The following is an 18,159-nucleotide window of genomic DNA, read 5'->3' as shown; positions in this document are numbered from 1 at the left end:
CGAGCGGGGCTAGGCGAGCTCGGCGATGATCGGGTGGATCGCGGCGTCGAACGCCGCGACGTCGCCGCGCAGGCCGTCGGTGACCGCGATCGTCAGCGCTCCGATCCACCACACGCCGCGCTGATTGAGCGGAAGCACCTGCACGTTGAGCTCGAACGCGTGGGCGCGGCGCCCCACCTGCCGCTCGTGCTCCGCGATCGCGCCCGCATACGCGCGGTACGTCGTGCCCGAGCTGTGCGACGCCTCCTTGCGATACCGCTCGTTCGCCGACTGGGCGAACGCGAGCGCCTCGGCCGCGTGCGGCACGACCGCGCGACGCAGCACCTCGGCGCCCTCGCTCGGCAGCGCCAGCGACGTGCCGAACTCGTCCACCAGCTCCAGCGGCACGGCCGACGGATGCGCCTGCGGCTCGACGGTCATCGCCCAGTACGCGCGCCACTGCTCTTCGAGCGCATCCTGGGCGGCCGCGCTGCGGTCGTTCGCGCGAGCCGGGATGCCGCGCAGATGCGGCAGCTCCTCGGGCGAGCGGATGCCGAGCACCTGCCGCAGGTAGAGGGCAAGAAGCACCGGCTGACCGGCGTCTTCGCGGATCAGCCACTCCGGAGCACCGGCGCCTCCCATGCCCCTCATTCTAGGCGCGCGCCGCCGTGCCCCAGCGGTTTCGCGGGCTTCCCGCCCGTCCGCACTCCGAGCCGCGATGCGCCCGCGCCCCGTCGATGCCGTTCACTTGCGCTGAACGTACACGGCACGCCCGCAGATGCGTACGTTCAGCGCAAGTGAACCGATTCAGTGGCTGGGGTGGGGAGGTGCGACATCCGGCGTCCGCTCAGGCGGGCCGCCGGTAGGCTGGAGGCGTGGCCTCATCCGATCGCGATGCCCCCTCCCGCCCCCAACCGCCCGTGAACCCGTACGCGGCGGCCGGTGTCGACACCGCAGCCGGCGACCTGGCCGTCGAGCTCATGAAGTCGGCCGTCCGGCGCACGCACGGTCCCGAGGTGCTCGGCGGCGTCGGCGGGTTCGCGGGGCTCTTCGACGCCACCGCCTTCAAGGCGTACGACAAGCCGCTGCTGGCCACCAGCACCGACGGCGTCGGCACGAAGGTCGCGATCGCCCAGGCCATCGACAAGCACGACACGATCGGCCAGGACCTCGTCGGCATGGTCGTCGACGACATCGTCGTGGTCGGCGCGAAGCCGCTGTTCATGACGGACTACATCGCGTGCGGCAAGGTCTTCCCCGAGCGCATCGCCGACATCGTCCGCGGTATCGCCGACGGCTGCGCGGCCACCGGGACGGCCCTGGTCGGCGGCGAGACGGCCGAGCACCCGGGCCTGCTCGGCGTGAACGACTACGACGTCGCGGGCGCCGCGACCGGCGTGGTCGAGGCATCCCGCGTCCTCGGCGCCGAGCGCGTGCGCGACGGCGACGTGGTGCTCGCACTCGCCTCCAGCGGCCTGCACTCCAACGGATACTCCCTCGTTCGCCACATCGTGGCCGGCGCCGGCATCCACTACGGCGACAACTCCGCCGACTTCGGCACGACGTGGGGCGAGGCGCTCCTCGAGCCGACGCGCCTGTACACGCTGCCGCTGCTGCGCCTCATCGCGGGCACCGGCGACGCCGTGCGCTCGCTCAGCCACGTCACCGGCGGCGGCATCGCCGCCAACCTCGCGCGCGTGCTGCCCCAGGGCACGTGGGTCGAGGTCGACCGCTCGACGTGGTCGCCTTCTCCGGTGTTCCGCGTGCTCGCCGACCTCGGCGACCTCGAACTCGAAGCGACCGAGGGCACCTGGAACCTCGGCATCGGCTTCCTCGCGGTCGTGTCGCCCGAGAAGGCGGAGGCTGCGGCATCCACCCTCTCCAGCGAGGGGATCGCGACCTGGCAGGTGGGCGTCGTGCGCGGCGGCGCACGGCCGGACGACACGCACGGGCACTGGGAACAGGGCGCCAAGGGCGTCGACGGCGGCGCGGTGCGCCTCGTCGGCAGCTACGCAGACCACGCGGCTCACTGAGCGCGCAGACACAGAACGAAGGCAAGCAACACCCATGTGCGGAATCGTCGGGATGGTGGGCCGCGGGTCCGTCAACCAGGAGATCTACGACTCCCTCCTCCTCCTGCAGCATCGGGGTCAGGACTCCACGGGCATCGCCACGGCCGAGAACACCGGCGTCGTCCACATGCACAAGGCGAGCGGGCAGGTGCGCGAGGCGTTCCGCACGCGCGACATGCGTGCGCTCCTCGGCGAGATCGGCCTCGGTCACGTGCGCTACGCCACGAAGGGCACCGCGTCGAGCGAGGAGGAGGCGCAGCCGTTCTACGTCAACGCCCCCTACGGCATCGTGCTGGTGCACAACGGCAACCTCACCAACACGCGTGAGCTGACCGACGAGCTCTTCCACAAGGACCGCCGCCACCTCAACACCAGCTCCGACACCGAGCTGCTCGTCAACGTGCTGGCCAACGAGCTGCAGTCGTCGATCTCGGGCCTCGAGCTCGACCCCGAGCAGGTGTTCCAGGCCGTCACGCGCGTGCACGAGCGCGTCGAGGGCTCGTACGCCGCCATCTCGCTCATCGCAGGCTACGGTCTGCTGGCCTTCCGCGATCCGTTCGGCATCCGCCCCCTCATCCTCGGCACGCGCAAGCACGAGGACGGCCACTACGAGTGGGTCGTCACGAGCGAGTCGCTCGTGCTCGAGAACGGCGAGTTCGAGGTCGTGCGCGACGTCGAGCCCGGCGAGGCGGTGTTCATCGACCTCGACGGCAAGCTCCATACGCGCCAGTGCGCGGCCGACCCGAAGCTCGTCCCGTGCTCGTTCGAGTACGTGTATCTCGCGCGTCCCGACTCGGTCATGAACGGCATCTCGGTGTACGAGGCGCGACTGCGCATGGGCGAGCGCCTGGCCGACACGATCGCGAAGTACACGCCGAAAGAGGCGATCGACGTCGTCATGCCGATCCCGGACTCGTCGCGCCCGGCGGCCATGCAGGTGGCCCGCAAGCTCGGCGTGGAGTACCGCGAGGGCTTCTACAAGAACCGCTACGTCGGCCGCACGTTCATCATGCCGGGCCAGGCGGTGCGCAAGAAGAGCGTCCGCCAGAAGCTCAACGCGATGTCGAGCGAGTTCAAGGGCAAGAACGTCCTGCTGATCGACGACTCGATCGTGCGCGGCACGACCTCGAAAGAGATCATCCAGATGGCTCGGGATGCCGGCGCCAAGAGCGTCACGTTCGCCTCGGCCGCGCCGCCCGTCCGCTACCCGCACGTGTACGGCATCAACATGCCGTCGCGTCACGAGCTCGTGGCGCACGGCCGGACGATCCCCGAGATCGCCGACGAGCTGGGCGCCGACTTCGTCGTGTACCAGGAGGTCGAGGACCTCAAGGCCGCGATCCTCGAGGGCTCGGACGTCGAGGACCTCGACATGAGCTGCTTCGACGGCCGCTACGTCACCGGCACCGTCACCGACGAGTACCTGGCCTGGGTCGAGGGTTCGCAGGAGTCCTGAGCCGGCGCCGCCCGCGGGCGTGTGGCCGCGGCATCCACGGGTCCTTCCTCCGTGTCGACACCGCGGTTTCTCGCCGAGAACGCACGTCGTGCACGCCCATGACGTGGTGTCTCGGTGACGAACCGCGTTCTCGACAGATGTGTCGCTCGACAGATGTGTCGCTCGACAGCTGTATGGCTCGAGGGCGGTGTGGCATCGGCCCGCGGCGTCCCCCCGGAGGCCGCGGGCCGATGCGCTCCCGCGTCAGGCAGTGACCTTCGCGCCCTCGAGCACCTCGAGGAACGCCTTCATCCACGTGCCGTTGTCGGGCCATGCGCGGGCCGAGACGAGGTTGCCGTCGACGACGCCGCCGCCGTTCTCGAACACGCCCCCGGCGAGCTCGACATCGATCGCGAGCTCGGGGTAGGCCGACGACGTGCGGCCCTGCAGCACGCCGGCCGCGGCGAGCAGCAGCGGGCCGTGGCACGTCGCGGCAACCGGCTCGTTCGCCGCGAAGAAGTGCTGCACGATGCGCTTCGCGTCGGCGTTGTTGCGGATGTACTCGGGCGCGCGACCGCCGGGCACCACGATGGCGACGTAGTCGGCGGGGTCCACATCGGCGAACGCGATGTCGGCGTCCCACGTGTGGCCGGGCTTCTCGGTGTAGGTGTCGAAGCTGTCGACGAAGTCGTGCACCACGAACTGCAGCTTGCGCTTCTCGGGGGCGCCGATGTGCACCTCGTAGCCGGCCTCCTGCAGCCGGTGGTAGGGGTAGAAGACCTCGAGGGTCTCGGCGGCGTCGCCGGTGAGGATGAGGATCTTGTCTGACATGGCGGGTTTCCTCTCTGGACGTCAGTGTCTGGCCTCAGCGTGCATCCGGCGCCCTCGACGGTGCGAGCAGGATTCTCACGATGTGCGAATCCGGCCGGACGTACACTGACGGCATGAGCGCCACCCTGCGCGAGGCCGGCGGCATCCGTTCCGCGGATCGCGTGCTGCAGATCCTCGATGAGGTGTCGGGAGACGCCGAGGGGCTGACGGCCGCCGAGCTCGCCGCACGGCTGGAGCTGTCCACGGCGACGACCTACCGGCTGCTCGCCACGCTGCAGACGCACGACTACCTCGTGCGCGGCGCCGACGCGCGCTACACGCTGGGCCGCGCGGTCGACGGTCTCGGTCGCGCCGTGCGGTCCCAGCTCGTGGCGACGCCCGAGGTGCGCGACATCCTCGCTCGCATGCGCGACGCTGCGCGTGCTCCCGCGTATCTCACCGTGTTCCGCGGCGACGACATCGCGGTGGCCCACGTGGCGGACTCGGCGGCGCACCCGCGCATCGGCCAGCTGCACGTCGGGTTCGCCGAGGCCGTCCACGTCACCGCCTTCGGCAAGCTCATGCTCGCCGCCCGCGACGACGCCGAGGTGCGGTGGTTCCTCGAGCGTCGCGGCGCCGCAGCGGTGGCCCGGCGGTCGGTCACGGGCGAACGCGAACTGCTGGAGCAGCTCGACGAAGTGCGTGCCCAGCAGATCGCGGTCGAGATCGAGGAGTACATGCCGAAGCTCGCCTGCATCGCGGCACCGGTGAAGTCGCGCAGCGGGCGCACCGTCGGCGCGGTGTCGCTGTCGACGACGGCCGACGATTTCGCCGCCCGCGCGCACGAACTCGAGCGCATCGTGCGCCGCGGCGCCTGGCACGTGTCGAGCAGCCAGTAGCGGAGAGTGGATGCCGGAGCCCCCCGCATCCACGTCCCCATAGGCTGGAGGGGTGATGTCGACCCCGCGCCCGCTGTGGCAGGGGAGGACCCTCGCGGTGGTCGGGATCGTGCTGTTCGCGTTCTCGATGCGGTCGGCGGTCGCCTCCCTCTCGCCCCTGTTCGATCACATCTCGGCGGAGTTCGACCTGCCCGCGGCGGTCATCGGCCTCATCGGCACTGCGCCGCCGGTGTGCTTCGCGGTGTTCGGGCTGCTCACCCCGGCGCTGGAGCGCCGCTTCGGGCTGGAGCGCCTCGCCGTCGCGGCGATGGCCGTCGTCGCCCTCGGTCTCGTCGCCCGCAGTCTCGCGCCCAGCTCGGGTCTGCTTCTGGCGGGGACCGCGCTCGTGTTCGCGGCGGTCGGGACGGGCAACATCCTGCTGCCGCCGCTGGTGAAGCGCTACTTCCCCGACCGCATCGGGCTCATGACCACGGTGTACTCGACCACGATGGCCGTGTCGACGTCGCTGCCCGCGCTCATCGCCGTGCCGGTGGCCGACGCCACGGACTGGCACCTGTCGCTGGGCCTGTGGTCGGTGTTCGCGCTGGCGGGTGCGATCCCGTGGGTCGGCCTGGCCATGCGTCATCGCGCCGAGCGGACGGCCGCGGCCGAGGCGGCCGTCGGCGCGCCCGCGGAGGACGACCTCGACGAGCCGAGTCCGCGTGCCTTCGGGCGCATGTGGCGCGTGCCCCTCGCGTGGGCGCTGCTGGTGTGCTTCGGCGCCTCATCCACGATGGCGTACACGTCGTTCGCGTGGCTGCCCAAGCTGCTGGTCGACACCGCCGGCGTCACCCCGGCCGCCGCCGGCGTGCTGCTGTCGCTCTTCGCCTTCATGGGGCTTCCGGCATCCCTCGCCGTACCGCTCCTCGTCACGCGCCGCAACGCCACGCGGCTGCTCATCGGCATCGCGGTCGCGTGCGGGTTCGTCGGCCTCGCCGGCCTGCTGCTCGTGCCGACGGTGGCCACGTGGCTGTGGGTGGCGCTGTTCGGCCTCGCTCCGCTGCTGTTCCCGCTCGTGCTGGTGCTGCTCGGACTGCGCACGCGCACGCACGAGGGCGCGGTCGCCCTGAGCGGCTTCGTGCAGAGCGGCGGCTACGCCCTCGCGGCGCTGTTCCCGCTCGGCATCGGGCTGCTGCACGACGCGACCGACTCATGGACCGGTCCGCTCATCGTGCTCGCGATCGTCGTGGCGGCCGTGATCCCCGCCGGCGTCGTCGCGGCACGTCCGCACACCGTCGAGGACGAGTGGGAGCGCCGGCACGGCGCCTGGTGACAGGCGGGCCGACGAGGCTCGTCCGTGCGGCCGCGGACACGCCGAAAGGCGCGGCGCGGCATCCCGGACGTCACGAATCGGGGAGATCGCGTGACGCCGCGGGTGCTCTGTGCACCGCGGCCTGCGGCTGCGGTGGCTTAAGCCTGCGACGACGAGACAGGCGAGGTCTCGTCCTCGTCCTCGTCGTTGTACTGGTCGGCCCACTTGTCGACGTACTCGTCTTCACTGTGGTGACCGAGCTCGCGCTCAAGCGCCGAGTAGTTCACGCTGTACGTGTCGTACTTCAGCTCTCGGGCGATCTTGGTGTGCTTCGCCTTCTGACGGCCACGCCCCATGCGAGACCCCCTCATTTAGAGTTGCGGGCATTTTGCGGGCTGTCGGCCTCGCAAACCCGGGCATTCACGAATCCGGCTTCGAACCGGTAAGAGTAGCATTCAGGATAACACGGAGCCCCCGTACCCCGGCGGCTCCGCGCTCATGGGTGCGGGAGGAGCACGGACGTATGACCGACGAGGCATCCGACGCCGTCAGCAACGAAGGGCTCCACGGGGCCGTGATCGTGGGCGTCGTGCCCGACCAGTCCGCGCGCGTTCTCAAGGAGGCGGCCCGCTACGCGAAGCTGTTCCAGGCCCCGCTCGTGGTGGTGCACGTCGACGTCACGCGGTTCGTCACGTACGAAGACCCCGACGGGTATGTCCACTCGGCTCCCATCGACCTCAACATCGCCGCCGGCGAAGGGGATCTGACGAAGGTGAAGGATGCCGCCACCGCCGTGCTCGAGGGGTCCGGCGTCGACTGGGTCACACGTCAGCTCGTGGGCGATCCGGCGATGGCTATCAAGCACTTCGCGGACCAGGTCGAGGCCCGGCTGCTCGTCGTCGGCACGCGCAAGCGGGGGTTCGGCGAGTCGGTGCGCGAGTTCTTCACCGGTTCGGTCGGCGCGCGTCTCGCGCACCGCCAGCACCGTCCCATCCTGATCGTGCCGCTCGGCGAGCCGGTGGCGGACGACGAGGAGATCTGGCCGGCCTAACCGACCCGCCGCGCGCCGCGTCCCTCGCGGCGTGACTGCCCCGCGCCCGGTCCCTCACGGCGAGACCGCAGCGAGCGGACGAGACCGTGGGCAAACCCCGGTGTCTCGTCCGCGCGCTGCGGTCTCGCGGTTGAGGGGTGCGCGAGGCTCAGCCGCGCAGGGCGCGGGTGACGTCGCGGGCCACACGGTCGAGCTCGGTGACCAGCTGGTCGACCACGGTCGCCGCCAGGTCGCCGCCGCGCGCCACGTGGGTGCGGAGGTCGCTGCGCACGCGGGCGCGGAACTCGTTCACCGACGCATCCGCGCGCTGCAGCTGCTCGCGGGCCAGCACGCGCGGGTCGTCCTCGCGGGGACCCTGCGGCGTCGAGGCGCGCTCTTCGCGCGATGCGGCGGCGAGGTCGGCCCGCAGGCTCTTCATCGCCTCGCGCACGCTGCCGCGCACCTCGTCGGCGATGAGCCGCACCGAGTCGGCGAGGCCGGCCTCGATGCCCTCGAGCTCACCGGCGCGGGCCTGCACCTCGGCATGACCGGCCTCCGTGATCGCGTAGACCGTCTTGCGGCCGTCGACGGTCTTGGTGACCAGGCCCTCCTCTTCGAGCTTCGCGAGGCGGGGGTAGATGGTGCCGGCGCTGGGCGTGTACGTGCCTCCGGTGCGGTCCGACAGGGCCTGCATGATGTCGTAGCCGTGCCGCGGCCCCTCATCGAGCAGGTTCAGCAGGTACAGGCGAAGGTCGCCGTGCGAGAACACGGGGGTCATGCTCACCACTCCTCTTCGTCGGCGCCCGCGGCCTCGGCCGACGGCGCGGCGGAACCCGCGGCATCCCCCGACGCTGTCGCGCGGCGCAGCACCGTGACGTCGCCCGACACGCTGTGGGCGCGGACATCGGCGAAGCTGCCGCTGAGCTCGCCCACCGAGCCGGTGTAGTTGGTCGTCGGGCCCGTGCCGCTGCCCGAGCGCACGACGCCGTCGATCTGGACGCGGCCGCTGACGCTGCGCACGACGTAGTTGGCGGGGTAGCCCTCGTCGAGCCGCACAGTGGCGTTGCCGCTCACGGTGTTGACGCTGACGGTGAGGATGTCTCCCGTCGAGTCGACCAGCGCGGCACCCGACACGGTGTCGATGGTCGCCTTGCGGAGCGTGCCGGTCGCCGCCACATCGCCCGAGACGCTGTTGGCGCTCAGGGCGCCGACGAGCTCGCGCACCTGCACGTCGCCCGACACGGCGTTGACCGAGACGTCCCCGGTGAGGCCGTCGACGATGATGTCGCCCGACACCGTGTTGAGGGACGCGTTGCCGCGCAGACCCGACACGAGGCCGCTCGCGCTCACGACGCCCAGGGTCAGCGCGACGTCGCGCGGCACCGCGACGCTGACCTCGGCCCGCGGGCCGCCCGCGCCGAAGTTGCGGAACACTTCGAGGAAGTTGTCCCACCGCAGCTGCGGGTGATCGATCTCGACGTGGTCGTCGGAGACCTCGATGCGGAGGTCCTTCACGGTGACGCCGTGCACCTCGATGCGGGCGCCGGGCTCGTCGTGGGCGATGACGTCGATCTGGCCGCCCACGAGGCCGATCTTGAGCGTGCGCACGGTCTCGATGTCGATCACGCGCGTCTCGCCCGGGTGGATGATCCACTTCTCCAGGGTCATGACTGCTTCTCCTGCGTTTCTGTCGGGGTGATCCTTATCGCGATATATCGCGTATGGAAGAACGGTAACACGATATATCGCGAGTCTGTCAAGTGCCCGGCGAAATCGCAGGTTGACCTTGACGCAACGTCAACCTTTACCGTGGAGGACATGAACGAGGACGAGGAATGGTCGATCCAGCAGATCGCCAAGCTCGCCGGCACCACGAGCCGCACGCTCCGCCACTACGACGACATCGGGCTGCTCGCGCCGTCGAGCGTCGGCCACAACGGCTACCGCTATTACGACCAGGCAGCGCTCGTGCGCCTGCAGCGCATCCTGCTGCTGCGCGAGCTGGGGCTGGGACTGCCGCAGATCGCGGAGGTGCTCGGGCGCGAGGCATCCGAAGCGCACGCCCTGGAGAGCCATCTCGCATGGCTGCGGCAGGAGCAGGACCGACTGGCGCGACAGATCGCGTCGGTCGAGCACACGATCACGGCATTGAGAGGAGGTGAACGACTGATGGCAGAGAACATGTTCGACGGCTTCGACCACACGCAGTACAAGGACGAGGTCGAGCAGCGCTGGGGCAAGAAGGCGTACGCCGACAGCGACCGCTGGTGGCGCTCCATGAGCGCCGACGAGAAGGCCGCGTGGCAGCAGCGCGTGTCGGACCTCGGTCGCGACTGGATCGCGGCCGCGGAGTCCGGCGTCGCCCCTGAGAGCGACGACGCGCAGGCGCTCGCGAAGCGCCACGTCGAGTGGCTGACGGGCGTGCCCGGCACACCCGCGGCGACGCCGGGAGGCGACGTCAAGGCGTACGTGCTCGGGCTCGGCGAGATGTACGTCGCGGACCCGCGCTTCGCGGCCAACTACGGCGGTGAAAAGGGCGCGGAGTTCGTCCGCGACGCGCTCCGCGTGTACGCGGAGGCGCAGCTGTAGACGCTGAGACGTGAACGAGCGGATGCCGCAGCCCTCGGGCCGCGGCATCCGCTCTCTCTCGTTCCCGGTGTCGTCAGGTGTTGCGGTTTCCGCTCAGTACACGGAACAGGAACGCGATGAGCGCGATGACACCGACGATGATCGCGACCCACAGCAGCCAGTTCAGAGCAGAGCTCAGGCCGCCGACGATGGCGAGAATGATGGCGATGACGATGATGATGATGAGGGCGATGTTCACGGGGGTCCTCCTCCTTCTGGGTGCCGGCGCAGGTGCGCCGGTTGCCTCGTGGGCACATCACGACACTGGCACCACGGCCCCGCACGCCGTAGTGGGTTGACGCGGTCGCACCGCCGGTGATAGGCGCCGTCGATAGGGCCGCCGACCGTGGAAGTCAACCCCCGTGATCCGAGCGGCCGACGCTCGTAGCGTCGCGGTATGAGCACATCGACCGACCCGAAGACCGCGCACCGCGACGAGGGATTCCCCAGCCAGGAGCAGGAACAGCCGGGCACCACGGACGAGACGCGCCCCGAGCCCGACCACGGCGAGCGCACCTACCGCGGCGCCCTGCGCCTGAGCGAGCGCCGTGCGCTCATCACCGGCGGCGACTCCGGCATCGGCCGGGCCGTCGCCATCGCCTTCGCCCGCGAGGGCGCCGACGTCGCGCTCACGCACATGGCCGAGGAGCAGGCGGACGCCGACGACACCGTGCGGTGGATCACCGAGGCCGGCGCCAAGGCGCTGCCGATCGTAGGCGACCTGCGCGACGAGGCCTTCTGCGCCGACATCGTCACGCGCACCGTCGACGAACTCGGCGGCCTCGACGTCCTGGTGCTGAACGCCGCGTACCAGAAGGACCGCGACGGGCTCGAGAACCTCGAGACCGAGGAGCTGGACCGCGTGTTCCGCACGAACCTCTACGCGCCCCTGTTCACGGCGCGCGCCGCGATCCCGCACCTGAAGCCGGGAGCCTCGATCATCGTGACGACGTCGATCCAGGCGTTCAACCCGTCGCCCGGCCTTCTCGACTACGCCATGACGAAGGCCGCGCACGTCGCGATGGTGAAGGCGCTCGCCGAAGAGCTCGGTCCGCGCGGCATCCGCGTGAACGGCGTGGCTCCCGGGCCGATCTGGACGCCCCTGATCCCGGCGACAGGGTGGGACGCCGAGCGCCTTGCGACGTTCGGCAAGGACACGCCGCTCGGGCGCGCGGGGCAGCCCGCAGAGCTCGCGGGCGCATACGTGTACCTCGCGAGCGACGATGCGACCTACACGTCGGGCGCCATCCTGCCGGTGACCGGCGGCAAGGGACTGTGACGTCCGCACCTGCGCCCGACCGGCGCAGGAGCGGTGAGAGAAGGAGGAGATCATGCCCGGAAAGCGCGGATCGAACCTGAAGGACCGCGATATGTACGAGGAGCTCCGCAAGGACGGCGCCTCGAAAGAGAAGGCCGCGCGCATCTCGAATGCGGCGGCGAGCCAGGGTCGCAAGAAGGTCGGCAGCCGCGGCGCGAACGCCAAGGACTACGACGACCGCACCGTGCCCGAGCTGCGCAAGCGTGCGAAGGAGCTCGGACTGCACGGATACTCGGACAAGAAGAAGTCCGAGCTGATCTCGATGATCCGCAACCACTGACGCGGCGGTGCGGGCCGGCATCCGGACTCGCAGGAACGGAGGACGGATGCCGAAGCTCGCACGCGTGCGCCCCTATCGGGACCCCGGCTTCCGGCGCGTGCGCGCCGGGTCGGGGTTCCGCTATCTCGACGCGAAGGGCCGCAGCCCGGGGCAGCGGCACCTCGAGCGCATCCAGGGCCTCGTCATCCCGCCGGCCTGGCACGACGTCTGGATCAGCGCCCGCCCCGACGGGCACATCCAGGCCGTCGGCGTGGACGATGCGGGCCGTACCCAGTACCTGTACCACCCCGAGTGGACGGCGGGACGCGACCGTGGAAAGTTCGCGCGGTCGCTCGCGCTCGCCGAGGCCCTGCCGCGCGCCCGCGCGCGCGTCACGACGTCGCTGCGGCGGCCAGACCTCGACAGGGAGCGCGTGCTCGCCGTCGCCTTCCGGATGCTCGACCAGGCCGCGCCGCGCGTCGGCTCGGAACGGTATCTCGTCGCGCACGGCAGCCGGGGCCTCACGACGCTGCAGAGACGGGATGCCGCGGTCGAGGCATCCATCGTCTCTCTCGCCTTTCCGGGCAAGAGCGGCAAGCGGCAGCTGCTCGAGATCGACGACGCCGATCTCGCCGCCGCGATAGAGCTGCTGGCGGCGGGCCGCCCGCGCTCGCCGCTGCTGGCGTGGGACCGCGCGGGCCGTCGCGTCGCCCTCACGCCGGCCGAGGTCAACGCGTACGTGCGTGCGCTCACGGGCGGCCGGTTCACGGCCAAGGACTTCCGCACGCTGCGGGGCACGATCCTCGCCGCGGAAGCGCTCGCACGCATCGGCACGGTCGACACCAAGACCGACCTCAAGCGTGCAGAGGTGCTGGCCGTCCGCGCCACCGCGGAGGCCCTGGGGAACACCCCATCGGTCGCACGCGGGTCGTACATCGACCCGCGCGTGTTCGCCCGCTACCGCGACGGCCAGCTGCTCGACCTGTCGATCACGCCCGAGTCGGCCATCCGCGGCCTGCTGCGGCCCGGGGGTTCGCCCGGTCGTTGAGCGGAGCGAGGACGTTTCGTCTCGCTTCGCTCGCTCAACGACCGGGGGCGTCCGCTCAACGACCGAGGGCGCTCGCTCAACGACCGGAAGGGCGCCCCGGAGTAGCGTGAGGGGATGCCGCAGCCCGTCGATCCCCGCGTGCTCGCGGTCACCGTCGCCGGAGGCGCGGTCGGCGTGCTCGCCCGCGGCCTGATCCTGGCGCCCGTGACAGATCCGACGGCGGCGCCGTGGGTGACGCTCGCCGTCAACGGCGTCGGGTCGCTGCTGCTCGGAGTGGTCGTCGGCTGGCTCGACGACCGGCATCCCCTCGCGCGCGCGTTCCTCGGCACGGGTGTCCTGGGCGGGTTCACGACCTACAGCGCGTTCGCCGTCGCCACGGCGATGTGGGCGACGGCCCCCTGGCTCGCGACCGGGCTGGCCGCGGCATCCCTCGTCGCGGGCGTCGGGGGAGCCGTCGTCGGGCTGTTCATCGGGCGCCGCATCGCCGGCGTGCCCGGCGAGATCGAGCCGATCGAGGACGCCGAGTGAGCCCCTGGCTGCTGGTCGCGGCGCTCGCCGGCGGGGTCGGCGCGGGGCTGCGCTACGTCGTCGACCGGTGGCTCACGCCCGCCGGCGGCGGGCGGTTCCCGGTCGGGATCCTCGTGGTGAACGTGTCGGGGTCGTTCGTGCTGGGCGTGATCACCGGACTCGGCTCGGCCATCGCGCCGGAGCTGTCGCTCGTGCTGGGCCTGGGCCTGCTCGGCGGCTACACCACCTTCAGCACCGTGTCGGTCGAGACGGTGCTGCTCGCGCAGCGGAAGCGGTGGCGGGATGCCGCACTGAACCTGTTCGGCACGCTCGTCCTCGCCGCGGCGGGCGCGGGGCTCGGGCTGTGGCTGGGAGCGGTCGCATCGGGCATCTGACTGCATGAAATACTGAAAACCGATACACGTTCGTATCGTGCGGGCTCCCGCATCCATGCACCACCTCACCCAGCGAAGGCATTGCTGTGTCGAACCTCGCCGTCCTGAGTCTGAAGAACCGCGCACTGATCGCGCTCATCACGATCGTCGCCGCCATCTTCGGCGGTCTCGCGCTGACCAATCTCAAGCAGGAGCTCATCCCGTCGATCGAGTTCCCCGCGCTGATCGTCGTCTCGACCTACCCGGGCGCCTCGCCCGAGGTCGTGAGCAACGACGTCTCGACGCCGATCGAGACCGCCATTCAGGGCGTGCCGGGGCTCGAGGAATCCACCGCCACGAGCACGACGAACGCCTCGATCGTGCAGGCGTCGTTCACGTACGGCACCGACCTCGGCACCGCCGAGCAGAAGATGACGCAGGCGATCAACAGGATCAAGTCGCAGCTCCCGGACGGCGTGGAGCCGAACGTCATCTCGGCCAGCATCGACGACTTCCCCGTCATCCAGCTCGCCGTGACCGGCTACGACGACGAGGCGACGATCCAGGCTCAGCTGGAGGCATCCGTCGTCCCCGAACTGGAGGACGTCGACGGCGTCAACGCGGCCCAGATCGTCGGCGGCGTCGGCCAGCGTGTCACGATCACGCCCGACCAGGCGAAGCTCGCCGAGGCCGGGTACACGCAGCAGGCGATCCGCGACGCGCTCGACCAGAACGGCGTGCTGTTCCCCGGCGGCCAGATCACCGAGGGCGACCAGACGCTCACCGTGCAGACCGGGTCGAAGATCTCGTCGGTGGACGAGATCGCGGCGCTGCCGCTCGTGCCGTCCGACGCCGAGCAGCTCACCGCCGGACCGAAGACCATCGCCGACGTGGCGACCGTCGCCGAGGAGGCCGACCCGGTCACCACCGTCTCGCGCGTGAACGGCGAGCCCGCGCTCACGATCGCCGTCACGAAGCTGCCCGCGGCCAACACCGTCGACGTGTCGCGGGGCGTTCTCGCCGTGCTGCCCGACCTGGAGGACAAGCTCGACGGCGCCGAGTTCACCGTCGTGTTCGACCAGGCGCCCTACATCCAGCAGTCGATCGAGTCCCTCGCGCAGGAGGGACTGCTCGGCCTCGTCTTCGCCGTGCTGGTGATCTTCGTCTTCCTGCTGTCGGTGCGCTCGACGCTCGTCGCGGCGATCTCGATCCCGACGAGCGTGCTCATCACGTTCATCGGCATCCAGGCGTTCGGGTACTCCCTCAACATCCTGACGCTCGGTGCGCTCACGATCGCCATCGGCCGCGTCGTGGACGACTCGATCGTCGTGATCGAGAACATCAAACGCCATTACGTCGGCGACGCCGACAAGAAGACCGCCATCCTGCGCGGCGTGCGCGAGGTGGCTGCCGCGATCACGGCGTCGACCATCACGACCGTCGCCGTCTTCCTGCCGATCGCCTTCGTCGGCGACCTCACGGGCGAGCTGTTCCGTCCGTTCGCGCTGACCGTCACGATCGCGATGACGGCGTCGCTGCTGGTCGCGCTCACGATCGTCCCGGTGCTGGCCTACTGGTTCCTGAAGCCCGGCAAGCCGATCCTCGACGCGGACGGCGTGGCGATCGATCCCGAGGATGCCGCGGCCCCGCCCTCGCGGCTGCAGAAGGCGTACCTGCCGATCCTGCACTGGACGCTCAAACACTCCTGGGTGACGCTGCTCATCGCGGTGCTGGTGCTCGGCGGGACGCTCGCCGCGGCGCCCTTCATGAAGGTGAACTTCCTCGGCGACTCGGGGCAGAACACGTTCACCATGACGCAGGACATCGGTCCCGCCCCGTCGCTCGACGCCGAGAGCGCCGCCGCCGAGCAGGTCGAGGACGCCCTGAAGGACGTCGACGGCATCGAGACCGTGCAGGTGTCGATCGGCTCGTCGGGCTCCGCCCTGCGCGACGCCTTCGCGGGCGGAGGCAGCGGCATCACGTACTCGATCACGACCGACCCCGACGCCGACCAGGTCGAACTGCGCGAGGACGTGCAGAAGGCCGTGGCCGACCTCGACGACGCCGGCGAGATCACGATCTCGGCAGGCGGCGGATTCGGCTCGACCGACATCGCCGTCGACGTGACGGCCCCCGACTCGAAGACGCTCGCGACCGCGACGGATGCCGTCGTCGCGGCCGTCGACGGCAAGGAGGGCGTCGGCCAGGTGTCGAGCAACCTGTCGGCGTCGCTGCCGTACATCTCGGTGACGGTCGACCGTGACAAGGCCGCGCAGCTGGGGCTTTCGGAGGTCGCGGTCGGCGCCCTCGTGTCGAACACGATGCAGCCGCAGTCGATCGGCACGGTGGAGATCGACGACACCGCGCTGACCGTCTATCTGGCGGCATCCGAGACTCCGGCATCCCTCGACGAGCTGCGTCAGCTGCAGGTGCCGAGCGCCACGGGCCCGATCCCCCTCGAGGACGTCGCGACGGTCGAAGAGAGCGAGGGCCCCACCTCGATCACGACCGAGGGCGGCCAGCGCACGGCGACGGTCACGGTGACCCCGTCGACCGACGACCTCGCGACCGCGACGGCGTCCGTGACGGCCGCGCTCGACGAGGCAGACCTGCCGTCGTCGGCCGACGCGACCCTGGGCGGTGTGGCGACGCAGCAGACCGACGCCTTCTCGCAGCTCGGCCTGGCGCTGCTGGCGGCGATCCTCATCGTCTACATCGTGATGGTGGCGACGTTCAAGTCGCTGCGCCAGCCGCTGCTGCTGCTCGTGTCGGTGCCGTTCGCGGCGACCGGGGCGATCCTGCTGCAGATCATCAGCGGCGTGCCGCTCGGTGTGGCCTCGCTCATCGGCGTGCTGATGCTCATCGGCATCGTCGTGACGAACGCCATCGTGCTCGTGGACCTGGTGAACCAGTACCGCGAGAAGGGGCTGTCGACGCACGACGCGACCGTCGCCGGCGGCTCCCGCCGTCTGCGGCCGATCCTCATGACGGCGCTCGCCACGATCTTCGCGCTCACCCCGATGGCTCTCGGCATCACCGGCCACGGCGGGTTCATCTCGCAGCCGCTGGCGATCGTCGTGATCGGCGGCCTGGTGTCGTCGACCGTGCTGACACTGCTCGTGCTGCCGACCCTGTACAACCTCGTCGAGGGTGCCAAGGAGCGCCGCGCCGCCCGCCGCGCGGGCGGCGACGGTTCGGGCGACGGCGGTGACGGCCCTGCCCCCGAGGGCGACGGCCCGGACGCCGGGACGGATGCCGTGGCCGAGCGCGAGCTCGTCGGCGCATCGGTCGTGGCGGCCCCGGGCGCCGAGTCCGGTGCGGCAGGTGTGGGTGCAGGTGCAGCCGCCGGCGCTCTGGCGTTCGAGACGCGCCGTGAGCGTCGTCAGCGCGAGGCGGCTCGCGGTCGCGGCGCCGTCGCGGCCGAGACCGCTGCCGTCGCGGTGCCTGCGATCGAGGAGGGCCCCGACGTCGAGGTGCCCGAATCCGCGCCCGCTCCCGCGGCGGTCTCGGCCGAGGCTCCGTCGACGGATGCCGTCGAGCCGGCGCTCGCGGATGCGCCTGAGCCGGCGTCGCCGTCCGGGGTCGAGACGGCGTCCGTGGATGCCGACGACACGGCGCAGCTCGAGGACGCCGAGCCCGTGCAGACCGACGCCGCCGGTGCCGAGGTCGATGACGCCGCCTCCGAGATCATCGAGGCCGCGCCGGCGGACGCTCCTGCCGAGCCCGAGCCCGAGCCCGAGGCCGAGCCCGAGGCCGAGGCCGAGCCCGAGGCCGCGGCCGACCCTGAGCCCGGGCCGGCGCCCGAGCCGGAGCCCGAGCCCGAGGACGCGGTTGTCGAGGAGCCCGCTGCCGTCGAGCAGCGATCGGACGAGGGTGCACCGGCCGAGGCTGCCCCGGTCGAGGATGCGCCCGTCGAGGGCGCGGCTGCAGAGGGGGCGCCCCTCGACGACGCCACCGTCGGCGCAGCCGCCGCCTCGGGATCACCCGAGGTGATCGACACCGTCCCCGGCAGGGAGTCCGCCGATGGCGACGCGTCGGGGAGCGCCGAGCCCGAGTCTGCTATCTCGGCCGACCTCGAGTCTGAGGCCGCCGCTCATCAGCACCAGGAGCCCGGATCGGTGTCCGATGACCCTGACGCGGACGGCACCCGGACGGCGGAGCGCCGCGACGACGCCTGACCCACGAACAAGAGAGGGGTGGATGCCGCGGGTCGCGGCATCCACCCCTCTTCCGTCTCTGCCGCCGATGTCCGGGGCGAGGGTCGGGGCCGACCGGCGCGTCAGTGGCCGCGTTGCAGCCAGGGACGCAGCAAGCGCGTCACTCCGGGCAGCACGGCGTACGTCATGACCGGGGTCAGCAGGACGGTCGACAGCAGCACGCGGGCGATCAGCGGCCACTCCGCGAACCCGGGCAGGTACCCGAGCAGCCACGACGCGAGGAGGTTCGTGGGGAAGAAGCCGAGCCAGATCGTGACCGCCTGCTTGTAGCGCTGTCTCTTATACACACCTG

17 protein-coding genes and 2 pseudogenes are annotated in these 18,159 nt (G+C 70.9%); 12 read left to right on the top strand and 7 right to left on the bottom strand.

From position 1 onward, the window contains the following. Positions 1-9 precede the first annotated feature (9 nt). Positions 10-621, bottom strand: a complete 612-nt coding sequence (locus JNB62_RS02065; RefSeq protein ID WP_220299225.1) for a zinc-binding alcohol dehydrogenase — start codon at positions 619-621, stop codon at positions 10-12. Between the two features lie 233 nt (positions 622-854). On the opposite strand from JNB62_RS02065, the gene purM reads away from it, so the two are divergent. Both purM and purF read left to right on the top strand, forming a co-directional pair. Then, a complete protein-coding gene (gene purM, locus JNB62_RS02060) occupies positions 855-2,012 on the top strand; it encodes a phosphoribosylformylglycinamidine cyclo-ligase (RefSeq protein WP_308291698.1) in 1,158 nt (385 codons plus the stop codon). 34 nt (positions 2,013-2,046) lie between these two features. Next, a complete protein-coding gene (purF, locus tag JNB62_RS02055) occupies positions 2,047-3,507 on the top strand; it encodes an amidophosphoribosyltransferase (RefSeq protein WP_220299224.1) in 1,461 nt (486 codons plus the stop codon). Between the two features lie 243 nt (positions 3,508-3,750). Here the strand turns inward: purF and JNB62_RS02050 are convergent, their stop codons facing one another. Further along, complete coding sequence (locus JNB62_RS02050; protein WP_220299223.1) at positions 3,751-4,317, bottom strand: DJ-1/PfpI family protein; 567 nt, start codon at positions 4,315-4,317, stop codon at positions 3,751-3,753. Positions 4,318-4,430: 113 nt separating this feature from the next. On the opposite strand from JNB62_RS02050, the gene JNB62_RS02045 reads away from it, so the two are divergent. Next, on the top strand, positions 4,431-5,195 hold the full coding sequence (locus JNB62_RS02045; protein WP_220299222.1) for an IclR family transcriptional regulator: 765 nt from the start codon (positions 4,431-4,433) through the stop codon (positions 5,193-5,195). A 55-nt stretch (positions 5,196-5,250) separates the two neighbouring features. Continuing rightward, a complete protein-coding gene (locus tag JNB62_RS02040; protein WP_220299531.1) occupies positions 5,251-6,507 on the top strand; it encodes an MFS transporter in 1,257 nt (418 codons plus the stop codon). Positions 6,508-6,644: 137 nt separating this feature from the next. Here the strand turns inward: JNB62_RS02040 and JNB62_RS02035 are convergent, their stop codons facing one another. After that, entirely contained in the window at positions 6,645-6,842 is a 198-nt protein-coding gene (locus JNB62_RS02035; protein WP_194397108.1) for a DUF3073 domain-containing protein, read from the bottom strand. Positions 6,843-7,009: 167 nt separating this feature from the next. On the opposite strand from JNB62_RS02035, the gene JNB62_RS02030 reads away from it, so the two are divergent. Next, a complete protein-coding gene (locus JNB62_RS02030; protein WP_220299221.1) occupies positions 7,010-7,537 on the top strand; it encodes a universal stress protein in 528 nt (175 codons plus the stop codon). A 148-nt stretch (positions 7,538-7,685) separates the two neighbouring features. On the opposite strand, the gene JNB62_RS02025 is transcribed toward JNB62_RS02030, so the two are convergent. Next, positions 7,686-8,294 carry a PadR family transcriptional regulator gene (locus JNB62_RS02025; protein ID WP_220299220.1) on the bottom strand — a complete coding sequence of 203 codons (609 nt, stop codon included), beginning with the start codon at positions 8,292-8,294 and terminating at the stop codon, positions 7,686-7,688. A 2-nt stretch (positions 8,295-8,296) separates the two neighbouring features. After that, positions 8,297-9,184, bottom strand: coding sequence for a DUF4097 family beta strand repeat-containing protein (locus tag JNB62_RS02020; protein ID WP_220299219.1), 888 nt, complete (start codon positions 9,182-9,184; stop codon positions 8,297-8,299). A gap of 150 nt (positions 9,185-9,334) precedes the next feature. Between JNB62_RS02020 and JNB62_RS02015 the strand changes: the two genes are divergently transcribed. After that, complete coding sequence (locus JNB62_RS02015) at positions 9,335-10,105, top strand: MerR family transcriptional regulator (protein WP_220299218.1); 771 nt, start codon at positions 9,335-9,337, stop codon at positions 10,103-10,105. Between the two features lie 73 nt (positions 10,106-10,178). On the opposite strand, the gene JNB62_RS02010 is transcribed toward JNB62_RS02015, so the two are convergent. Continuing rightward, positions 10,179-10,343, bottom strand: a complete 165-nt coding sequence (locus JNB62_RS02010) for a hypothetical protein (protein ID WP_185843108.1) — start codon at positions 10,341-10,343, stop codon at positions 10,179-10,181. 198 nt (positions 10,344-10,541) lie between these two features. On the opposite strand from JNB62_RS02010, the gene JNB62_RS02005 reads away from it, so the two are divergent. From JNB62_RS02005 to JNB62_RS01980, 6 genes and pseudogenes are all read left to right on the top strand, one after another. After that, on the top strand, positions 10,542-11,423 hold the full coding sequence (locus JNB62_RS02005) for an SDR family oxidoreductase (RefSeq protein WP_220299217.1): 882 nt from the start codon (positions 10,542-10,544) through the stop codon (positions 11,421-11,423). A 52-nt stretch (positions 11,424-11,475) separates the two neighbouring features. Then, positions 11,476-11,742 carry a DUF7218 family protein gene (locus JNB62_RS02000; protein ID WP_220299216.1) on the top strand — a complete coding sequence of 89 codons (267 nt, stop codon included), beginning with the start codon at positions 11,476-11,478 and terminating at the stop codon, positions 11,740-11,742. Positions 11,743-11,788: 46 nt separating this feature from the next. Beyond that, a complete protein-coding gene (locus tag JNB62_RS01995) occupies positions 11,789-12,769 on the top strand; it encodes a DNA topoisomerase IB (protein WP_220299215.1) in 981 nt (326 codons plus the stop codon). 114 nt (positions 12,770-12,883) lie between these two features. Further along, positions 12,884-13,297, top strand: coding sequence for a CrcB family protein (locus JNB62_RS01990; protein WP_220299214.1), 414 nt, complete (start codon positions 12,884-12,886; stop codon positions 13,295-13,297). Continuing rightward, a complete protein-coding gene (crcB, locus tag JNB62_RS01985) occupies positions 13,294-13,671 on the top strand; it encodes a fluoride efflux transporter CrcB (RefSeq protein ID WP_220299213.1) in 378 nt (125 codons plus the stop codon). The genes JNB62_RS01990 and crcB overlap by 4 nt, the downstream gene beginning before the upstream one ends. Before the next feature lie 86 nt (positions 13,672-13,757). Continuing rightward, positions 13,758-16,934: pseudogene (locus JNB62_RS01980) on the top strand (efflux RND transporter permease subunit); the annotation flags it as partial. Positions 16,935-17,929: 995 nt separating this feature from the next. Here the strand turns inward: JNB62_RS01980 and JNB62_RS01975 are convergent. Beyond that, positions 17,930-18,159: pseudogene (locus JNB62_RS01975) on the bottom strand (hypothetical protein); the annotation flags it as partial.

Source organism: Microbacterium jejuense (assembly GCF_019511665.1).
In the GTDB taxonomy this organism is placed as follows: Bacteria; Actinomycetota; Actinomycetes; order Actinomycetales; family Microbacteriaceae; genus Microbacterium; species Microbacterium jejuense_A.
Note: the sequence above shows the minus strand (reverse complement) of the source record. Positions and strands in the feature narration are given on the sequence as shown.

Excerpts from the sequence above, each read along its gene's own strand:
- JNB62_RS01995 (WP_220299215.1), top strand. The coding sequence starts at position 11,789 with ATGCCGAAGCTCGCACGCGTGCGCCCCTATCGGGACCCCGGCTTCCGG.
- JNB62_RS02035 (WP_194397108.1), bottom strand. The coding sequence starts at position 6,842 with ATGGGGCGTGGCCGTCAGAAGGCGAAGCACACCAAGATCGCCCGAGAG.
- JNB62_RS02020 (WP_220299219.1), bottom strand. The coding sequence starts at position 9,184 with ATGACCCTGGAGAAGTGGATCATCCACCCGGGCGAGACGCGCGTGATC.
- JNB62_RS02005 (WP_220299217.1), top strand. The coding sequence starts at position 10,542 with ATGAGCACATCGACCGACCCGAAGACCGCGCACCGCGACGAGGGATTC.
- JNB62_RS02065 (WP_220299225.1), bottom strand. The coding sequence starts at position 621 with ATGGGAGGCGCCGGTGCTCCGGAGTGGCTGATCCGCGAAGACGCCGGT.
- JNB62_RS02015 (WP_220299218.1), top strand. The coding sequence starts at position 9,335 with ATGAACGAGGACGAGGAATGGTCGATCCAGCAGATCGCCAAGCTCGCC.
- JNB62_RS02025 (WP_220299220.1), bottom strand. The coding sequence starts at position 8,294 with ATGACCCCCGTGTTCTCGCACGGCGACCTTCGCCTGTACCTGCTGAAC.
- JNB62_RS02050 (WP_220299223.1), bottom strand. The coding sequence starts at position 4,317 with ATGTCAGACAAGATCCTCATCCTCACCGGCGACGCCGCCGAGACCCTC.
- JNB62_RS01990 (WP_220299214.1), top strand. The coding sequence starts at position 12,884 with ATGCCGCAGCCCGTCGATCCCCGCGTGCTCGCGGTCACCGTCGCCGGA.
- JNB62_RS02030 (WP_220299221.1), top strand. The coding sequence starts at position 7,010 with ATGACCGACGAGGCATCCGACGCCGTCAGCAACGAAGGGCTCCACGGG.
- JNB62_RS02045 (WP_220299222.1), top strand. The coding sequence starts at position 4,431 with ATGAGCGCCACCCTGCGCGAGGCCGGCGGCATCCGTTCCGCGGATCGC.
- JNB62_RS02040 (WP_220299531.1), top strand. The coding sequence starts at position 5,251 with ATGTCGACCCCGCGCCCGCTGTGGCAGGGGAGGACCCTCGCGGTGGTC.
- purF (WP_220299224.1), top strand. The coding sequence starts at position 2,047 with ATGTGCGGAATCGTCGGGATGGTGGGCCGCGGGTCCGTCAACCAGGAG.
- JNB62_RS02000 (WP_220299216.1), top strand. The coding sequence starts at position 11,476 with ATGCCCGGAAAGCGCGGATCGAACCTGAAGGACCGCGATATGTACGAG.